Raw genomic sequence first — 1,152 nt, 5'->3', positions numbered from 1 at the left:
GGTTCTTCGCATTTTGTGGGGAGAGAACATTGACAGTCAGGAACTCAGGTAAATTAGCAGTCGCCAAACACACCAACTCCTGAGCCCTGCTGTCATCATGCATCCTATCGATCTTGCCGCTTTCTGGCCAGGCTACGCTATCGTTGCCTGCCACCAACACCTCAAAGACACCCTCACGCTGACGCTAGAGCCGCTCACTACCGAGCTCCCGCGCTGCGGTCGCTGTCTTGAACCAAGCCCTCTGATCCATGATCGGCGCATCCGCCATGTACGAGATCGCGATCTGCTCGATCAGCATATCCAACTGCAGGTTCCTGTCCGTCGCGTGGACTGCCTGAACTGTGGTCGCGTCTGTGAGCACATTGACTGGCTTGAACCCAGAGCACGCCTGACCCAGAGGTTACGGACATGGGTCGAAACGTTGCTGCAAATGCTGCCGATCAGCCATATCAGCCGACTCACAGGACTGCACTGGCACACCATCAAGGCCATCGACAAGCGTCGCCTGCAAGCCAGTGTGGGCGACTTCAACCCAGGTGATGTGCGCCGTTTGGTCATGGACGAGTTCGCCCTGCATAAGGGCCATCGCTATGCCACCGTCATCATGGATGCCGAGCGAACTCGCGTACTGTGGGTGGGTAAAGGCAACAGCCGTGAGGCCATACGCCCCTTCTTCAAGCAACTCGGCGAACAGTGCAAGCAGATTGAAGCAGTGGCGATGGATATGAACACGGCCTTCGATCTGGAGGTAAAGCAGCACTGCCCTCAGGCCGAGGTCGTGTACGACCTGTTCCATGTCGTGGCCCGTTATGGTCGTGACGTAATTGACCGCATCCGGGTCGATCAGGCCAATGCACTGCGCCATGACAAGCCCGCTCGCAAAGTGGTCAAGCAGAGTCGTTGGCTGCTCCTGCGTAACCGGGAGGGGCTCAACGCTGAGCAGGCGGTGCAGTTGCAGGAGCTACTGGCCGCCAATCAACCACTGACCACGGTTTACGTGCTCAAGGACGCCCTGAAAGAGCTCTGGTATGCCCCGAGCGTGCTTGAAGGCTGGCGACGCTGGAGAAACTGGTTACGGCATGCACAGGAGAGCGGACTGGCCCCGCTGCAGCGCTTTGCCCGAAACCTCAAACGCTACGCCCGAGGTATCCT

The 1,152-nt window shown here is 58.3% G+C and carries 1 protein-coding gene; it reads left to right on the top strand.

What is annotated here, in order from left to right; genetic code table 11:
• Positions 1-97: 97 nt before the first annotated feature.
• A partial coding sequence (locus BN1117_RS15515; protein ID WP_040098821.1) for an ISL3 family transposase occupies positions 98-1,152 on the top strand: 1,055 nt, incomplete at its 3' end.

The organism is Aeromonas australiensis (genome assembly GCF_000819725.1).
Lineage (GTDB): Bacteria > Pseudomonadota > Gammaproteobacteria > Enterobacterales > Aeromonadaceae > Aeromonas > Aeromonas australiensis.
The sequence above is the reverse complement of the archived record's forward strand: the minus strand, read 5'-3'. Positions and strand labels throughout refer to the sequence as shown.